The sequence below is a fragment of the Fulvivirga kasyanovii genome, assembly GCF_009711405.1.
GTDB lineage: Bacteria > Bacteroidota > Bacteroidia > Cytophagales > Cyclobacteriaceae > Fulvivirga > Fulvivirga kasyanovii.
Genome location: NZ_SMLW01000595.1, coordinates 20,457 through 21,068, shown reverse-complemented (window position 1 = coordinate 21,068; position 612 = coordinate 20,457). Strand labels below are relative to the sequence as shown.

At 42.0% G+C, this 612-nt stretch carries 1 protein-coding gene; it reads right to left on the bottom strand.

Annotated elements, in window-relative coordinates; genetic code table 11:
* Positions 1-61 precede the first annotated feature (61 nt).
* Positions 62-487 (bottom strand): endonuclease domain-containing protein, encoded by a 426-nt coding sequence (locus E1163_RS17430; RefSeq protein WP_155173736.1) that lies wholly within the window; start codon positions 485-487, stop codon positions 62-64.
* Positions 488-612 lie beyond the last annotated feature (125 nt).

Below are 612 nucleotides of genomic sequence, written 5' to 3'. Positions count from 1 at the left end.
GGTGCCATCGATTTTAATACTGCCTTTTAAATAGTTGCACACTTTGAATCCTTCAATCGCACTAAAGTCCTCCCTTGAGGGAGGTACCCGCAGGGGGGAGGGTGTCCCTCATTTCAACCTCCGCTTTTTCTTCATAATCCGAAACCCACTGATGAATTGAATCTAAAACAAAGGACATATTTTGCTTTACATCTTTATCATCAAATCTTAAAAATGTCACTCCGTATTGCTCAATCCTCTTTTGTCGTATTTCGTCTCTTTCCGGGGCATCATCATGATAATGGCTCTCCCCGTCAACCTCAATGACCAGTGCCAGTTCAACGATGTAATCCAACATGGGCACTTGCCTGTGAAATTGATAATCCAGTAACTGTCTGTTTTTAATTTCACACCACAACAGGATTTCTGAAAGTGTACTATGCTCCCTAAGCTCCCGGGCTTTTGCTTTCAGATCTTTTCGGTATGGTATGATTTTGTTTTTTGACATGGGATTAGTTGTACTTTTCTGGTTGGCTAACACCCCCTGTAGTCCCCTCAAGGGGACAGTTGGGACGGTGCTATCAATTTAATACTGTTTTAAATAGTTGCACACTTTTAAATCCTTCAAGCGCC